The organism is Methylomagnum sp., assembly GCF_054333355.1.
Map to the genome: position 1 here is coordinate 1 of NZ_JBTEKS010000278.1, position 5,799 is coordinate 5,799.

Consider the following 5,799-nt stretch of genomic DNA (forward strand, 5'->3'; position numbering starts at 1 on the left):
TTCATGGCGTCCAAGGCCCAGAACGAAATCATGCTGGCCTTGGCGACCCACTGACCGGTGTCACCCAACTGCACCACCGCGTTGGACAGGACCACCTGCGGCACGAGCAGGATGGGCGCCATCGCCACGGCCTTGTCGTTGGTGTCGACGAAGGCGCTGACCGCGAGCCCCATGCAGGTCGCCGAGAAGGCCGCGAGGAACAGGGCGCCGAGGCTCCCCGGCAAGCCCAGGGTGAGGGGCAGCAGGCCGGCCACGACGCCCAGCAGCATCAGGCATTGCAGCAGGCACAGGAGCGCCAGCGGCAGCAGCTTGCTGGTCAGGTACGGGCCGATCCCCAGATTCACCGAGCGCTCCCGCAGGTAGACGGGAAGCTCCTTGACCACCTCGCGGGCCGAGTTGAGGGTGCCGAACCAAATCGCCGACAACACCAGAATGAACGAAATGGTGCTTTCCGCCCTGGCCTTTTCCAGCAGCGAGCCATCGACCTTGAACACCAGCCCGATCAACACGGCGATGAGCGGCGCCTGCGATAGCATGATTAGCAGGTTCCTGCGGTCGGACAGCACCAGATCGAAATAGCGGCGGGTGAGGGTGTAGGTCTGCCGCAGGTCGAACCGGGAGCGGGCCGCGCCAGGCGCCCGGACGGCTCGCGCCGGTTCCTGGGATTGCCCGGCGGGCGCCATGCGATCCGTGATGAAACGGGAGTACAAGGGCGAGGCGCGGAATTTGTCCGCCCAGGCCCGTGGCGTGGTGGGACCGTCTTCCAGCAGGTCGTAGACCCCGCTCAGCCGTTCGACGCCAAAATAGGCGCAGGCCTCCCCCGGCGGGCCGAAATAGACCAGCCTGCCCTTGTGCAGCAGGACCACCAGCTTGCACGCGTCGATGTTCTCCAGGGTGTGGGTGATGCAAACCACGGTCTTGCCGTCGGCGGCCAGGTCGGCGAACAGGCGCATCATGCGCTTGTCGGTGCCCGCGTCCAGGCCGCTGGTCACCTCGTCGAGGAACAGGATGTTGGGGTTGGAGACCAGCCCCACCGCCAGGCTGACCCGCTTGAGTTGCCCGCCGCTCAGGGGCGCCGGGGTGTCGATGGGGCTGTCCGCCTTGTCTTCCAGGCCGACCTTTCCCAGCACCCGCAGGGTGTGGTCGTGGATTTCGCTGGCGTCGGTGTCCCTGGGCAAGCGCAGCCGGGCGGTGTAGTCCAGCGCCCGGCCCGTGGTGATCTTGCGGTGGACGATATCCTGCTGCGGGACGTAGCCGATGGAGGCGCGGAAGGCGTCGAACGAGGCGTACAAGTCCTGGCCGTTGTAGAGGACTTGGCCCCCGGTGGCGGGGCGGCGGCCATTGAGGGCGTCCAGCAGGGTGGATTTGCCGGAGCCGCTGGTCCCGAAGACGACCACGAATTCGCCCGGCTCGATGACCAGGTTGATGTCGTCCAGCAGGCGCTTGGCGGCCTTGGTGGCGTGGTCCACCACGTCCTTGAACAAGCCCCGCACCTCCACCCGCACCCGCCCGGACGAGTCGATGGGTTCCAAGGCCTCCCCGGTGAACGAGAACGAAAACGCGCCGATGACGACCCGGTCCCCTTGGGTCAGGCGGGTCCGGCCCTGTAGGCGCTCGCCATTGATGTAGGTGCCGTTGATGCTGCCGAGGTCTTGAATGTCCACGCCCGCCGGTTCGCAGTAGAGGCGGGCGTGTTCGCGGGACACCACGGGGGAGGGCAACACCAAATCGCAGCCCGGCCAGCGGCCAATGGTCAACACGCCGGACCGCGCCTTGGCGTGGCGGACGGGCCGCGTGGTTGGGGTGGCGTGTGTGCCGCTGGGCAGGCTGACCTGGAACAGGGTCTTGTCCAGCGACAGCCAATCCCCGTCGGACAGGAGGCGTGGCCCGGTCAGTTCCTCGCCATTGATGGACACCGCGCCCGCCCCGGTCGGACTCACCTGCCAACCCTCGGGCTTCAGGCTCAGCATGGCGTGATTGCGGCGGACATCCGGGCCGTCCAGGGCGATGTCGCTGTTGACGCCGACGGTGCGGATGTCCCCCATCGCCAAGTCCCGGGTTATTTTCTTGCGGGTGTAGGAGCTGCGGAATTCTATGGTTTGCCGTTCTAGCACATCTATTTCCGTCTTTTGTTGGATTTGTGGGGATGGCGGCCGAGTGAATCGGGGTTCTTTTGATCCGCCATCGGCGTTGGACTAATTGGGGGGAGGCCATCCGTAGCGGCATGGGTTTTGGTTTGCTGTCGGCGATTGATACACCTGCTAAGGAGGATGCGTCAAGCGAGCTTTGTGGATTTCTCGCGCATAGTCTTCGAGCGCCGTGTCTGCTCTGGTCTGGTCTTTGTGATTGCTTTAAGGCCCGTGGAGGCTTTGCTAGGGGCTGATTTTTAGATATTTCTGTTTGTTCTAGCCGCCATCGTGGCTTCCGGTCGATGCTTTGGGTTCAATGGCCTTCACGGCTTCCTCATGTGGACGATTTAACCGGCCCGGCGAGAGCGCCATGGATGGGTCTTCATCCGGGCCGGTCTTTGGTTTTGCTTCACTGACCCGGTAGGTTTAGGTCGCGCCTTGCTGGGGGATGGGTCCCGATGCTGTTTTCAGGTGTGGATGACTGTTCGGAAGGTTTCCCGTCCTTGGGGTTTATCCACAGGCGGGTCATGGATAGAAAGAAGGATAAATAGAAGAATAAAAGAATAAGAGCTAAAAAAGTGTGTTTTTTTGTTTTAAAATCAATTGGTTAAAAATATCACCCGCGACCTATACCTACCGAAAGGCGGGTTTTTTTTGGGCACCCGCGACCTATACCTACCGAAAATTCCCCGACCCGCGACCTATACCTACCTATCAATTACCCACCCGCGACCTATACCTACCGAGACCCGCGACCTATACCTACCGAAAATCAGCCCGACCCGCGACCTATACCTACCGATATTTTTCGCCTGTGGGCAAGTTATCCACAGTTATTGGGCGAGTTATCCACAGCCGTGGCCAGGCGCTTGTTGGCCGCTTTCGCTTCGCGGATGAATTCCAGGGTGGGATGCAGGGCGTATTTCACGTCCTCTATCTTGCCCCGGACGCCGAGGATCTCCTGGCGGTTGATGTGCTGTAGGACGCCTTGGGCGCGGAGCTCCTCGAGCGCCTTGGAGACGGCGTCGATGCCATCCCGCTCGCGCTTGTAGTTGACCAGGGCGCTGTCCCGCTTGATCGTGCTGTAGAGTATGTCGAACGTGCTGGTGGCGCTGGCGAACGTGAATTTGAGGGCGAGTTGCTTGTGCAGCCAGCGGGCCAGCTGGGTGTTGTGGGCCATCATCCGGTGGTAGTTGAACTGCCGGTAGGTCAGCGCGTCCACGCTTTGCGTGATGAGCGGGTGGAACTGGGCCACCCACTTGGCCTCCGGGTTGTCGCGCAGCCTCTTGCGGGACACGGCGGCCAGCGCGGGCAGATAATTGGTGCGTGAAAAGGCTTGAGTGTCGTTGCCCTCGTCGGCGCGGATTTCGATCAGGCTGCCGGAGAGGATCTGTAGGCTCTTCATGATTTCCTGGTAGGAGCGGCTATGCCCCCGCCGCCTCAATTCTTCCCGCAGCATGTACAGCGAGAACACGACGCCGCAGCGGTAGTTGAGCTTGTCGAAGAAGCCGCGGTCCTGCTCGGCGGCGATTTTCCGCAAGGCGTCCTCGACCAGCTCCTCGGTGGCGCTCGGATAATAGTCCAGGGCGCGGCCATCCTCCTCGCGGATGCGGGCGGGTTGGATGATCGCCTTGAGGTGGGCGCCCTTGTAGGCGAAGGAAATCTCGTAAAGGTCGAGGAAGCCGTCGGCGGTGCGCATTTTCATCATCGCCTGCCGCGAGACGGAATAGCGTGGGATGCTGTCCCAAAGGTCGATGGTGTTGGAGAGCTGGTCCCGTTCGGCGGCGGTGTTGCAGAGGAAGCTCTGGAACAGGTCGAGTTGGCTGTTGCGGAATTCGCTTTCGCCCGGAAGCGTCGCGAGGCCGCTTTTCTTTTTTTTGCGCTCGGTCATGGGAAGGCTCTCATGGTGCGCCCTGGGCGGGCGGATGTTTTCAGGAGGCCGTGGGGGTGCGGCCATATTTCACAAACAAGTCGTTGATGGCCTCGGCGAGCAAGGACTGCACGGTCTTGTCCTCGTTCAGGGCCAATTGCTTGATTTCGCGGGAAATGGCCGGATCGAAGAAGCCGGTTAGGGCTTTCTTGCCCTGGCGGCTGGGCGGCAAGTGGGTCGCCGCAGGCTCCGGGGCGGGGACGCCATGGGCTGTCGCGGCGCTGGGCCGCGGCTCGCCAAGCGCCGCGTTCTGGCTGGCGGACGGCTTCGGCTTTCTAGGCATGTTTTCACCTCTTCATGTATACATGTTTATATGATTGCAAGGATGCTCGGGTCCACGCAAGCAAGCCCGCTGCCGACCCGGTTGATTCCGCGCCGTTCGAGGCTGCGATGGGGCGGCGGACGGGTTCGGCGTTCGATCTCGGCGGCGGGGAGCCTTAATTCTCCACGGCGCGGTGGACTCTTCTGATGTGGCGCAAATGCCCCTGGCGGATGAAAGCAACCGGCCTCCTTGGCTTTTAGGAATGGCGGTTCGTATTCTGCCATCCGTAATAACGGGCCAACCATTTTTGAAGCACAACGTGTCTTTTTCTCCGGCGGTAACGCCCTTCCAGCTCTCCGTATCCGTAGTTATCCCCGTCCATCGGGGGGGGCGAATTTAGACGCTGTTTGGCGGGGCTACAAACCCTGTCGCCTCCACCCGATGAAATCATCGTGGTGGTGGACGGCGAGGACGATGGCTCGGGCGGGGCCGCCGAGCGCGCCGGGGCGCGGGCCAGCCAAGGCGCCCTGCTGTTGTTCCTGGACGCCGACGTGGTGCCCGCTCCCCCGGTCGTCGGCCAGGTCCGCGAGGCGTTCCGGGCCGACGCCGGCCTCGCCGCCCTGATTGGCTCCTACGACGACGCGCCGGGCGACCCGGCCTTCCTGTCGCAGTACCGCAACCTTCTCCACCACTACGTTCATCAAACCGCCGGGCGGAGGCCCACACCTTCTGGGGGGCGTGCGGCGCGGTGCGGGCCGTTCTTCGCCGTGGGCGGCTTCGACGAGGGCATCGACCTCCCGGCCATGGAGGACATCGAGCTGGGCTACCGGCTGAGTGGGGCCGGTTATTCCATCCGCTTGGCCAAGGACATCCAGGTCAAGCACCTCAAGCGCTGGGACGCGCTCACCATGCTTCGCACCGACATCTTCCAGCGGGCCATTCCCTGGACGCGGCTGCTGCTCCGCGAAGGGCGGATGCGCAATGACCTGAACCTTGGCACCGACAGCCGCCTGAGCGCCGGGCTGGCCTGGCTGGGACTGGGCGCCTGCGCCGCCGCCCTGGTCCAGATCGAGGCGGCCTACGTGGCGGTGGCGGCGGGCGCGGGATTGCTGTGGTTGAACGCGCCGCTGTACCGCTTTTTTCAACGCCGGCGGGGATGGCTGTTCGCCGCACGGGCGCTTCCCTGGCATTGGCTATATTTTCTCTACGGCAGCGCGGCTTTCGCCTTCGTGCTGATCCGCGACCGCTTCGGCAAGGCGCGAGCCTCCGGTCCCGTCGAGCCTCTGGCCCCCTAGCAATAACGACCTGCTCCGTCAATTTGCATGAGTGAACTTCACACCGTCATCGTGGGGGCCGGCCCCGCCGGGCTCACCGCCGCCTATGAATTGGGCCGACAAGGCGCTTCCGCCGTGGTCCTGGAAGCCTCGGAGGAGATGGGTGGCTTGTCCCGCACCGCCACCCACCGCGACTACCGCTTC

Annotated in this window: 5 protein-coding genes; 2 read left to right on the top strand and 3 right to left on the bottom strand. The window is 63.5% G+C overall.

Features of this window, described 5'->3' with window-relative positions; all coding sequences use genetic code 11:
- The 3 genes from ACXWUF_RS17055 to ACXWUF_RS17065 form a co-directional block, all read right to left on the bottom strand.
- A partial coding sequence (locus ACXWUF_RS17055) for an ATP-binding cassette domain-containing protein (RefSeq protein ID WP_458495819.1) occupies positions 1-2,114 on the bottom strand: 2,114 nt, incomplete at its 3' end.
- 838 nt (positions 2,115-2,952) lie between these two features.
- Entirely contained in the window at positions 2,953-4,020 is a 1,068-nt protein-coding gene (locus ACXWUF_RS17060; RefSeq protein WP_458495820.1) for a replication protein, read from the bottom strand.
- Positions 4,021-4,060: 40 nt separating this feature from the next.
- Positions 4,061-4,342 carry a ribbon-helix-helix domain-containing protein gene (locus ACXWUF_RS17065; protein ID WP_458495821.1) on the bottom strand — a complete coding sequence of 94 codons (282 nt, stop codon included), beginning with the start codon at positions 4,340-4,342 and terminating at the stop codon, positions 4,061-4,063.
- Between the two features lie 386 nt (positions 4,343-4,728).
- On the opposite strand from ACXWUF_RS17065, the gene ACXWUF_RS17070 reads away from it, so the two are divergent.
- Entirely contained in the window at positions 4,729-5,616 is an 888-nt protein-coding gene (locus ACXWUF_RS17070; RefSeq protein ID WP_458495822.1) for a hypothetical protein, read from the top strand.
- Positions 5,617-5,643: 27 nt separating this feature from the next.
- The coding region (locus tag ACXWUF_RS17075) for an FAD-dependent oxidoreductase (RefSeq protein ID WP_458495823.1) at positions 5,644-5,799 on the top strand (156 nt) is incomplete at its 3' end.

Excerpts from the sequence above, each read along its gene's own strand:
- ACXWUF_RS17065 (WP_458495821.1), bottom strand. The coding sequence starts at position 4,342 with ATGCCTAGAAAGCCGAAGCCGTCCGCCAGCCAGAACGCGGCGCTTGGC.
- ACXWUF_RS17060 (WP_458495820.1), bottom strand. The coding sequence starts at position 4,020 with ATGACCGAGCGCAAAAAAAAGAAAAGCGGCCTCGCGACGCTTCCGGGC.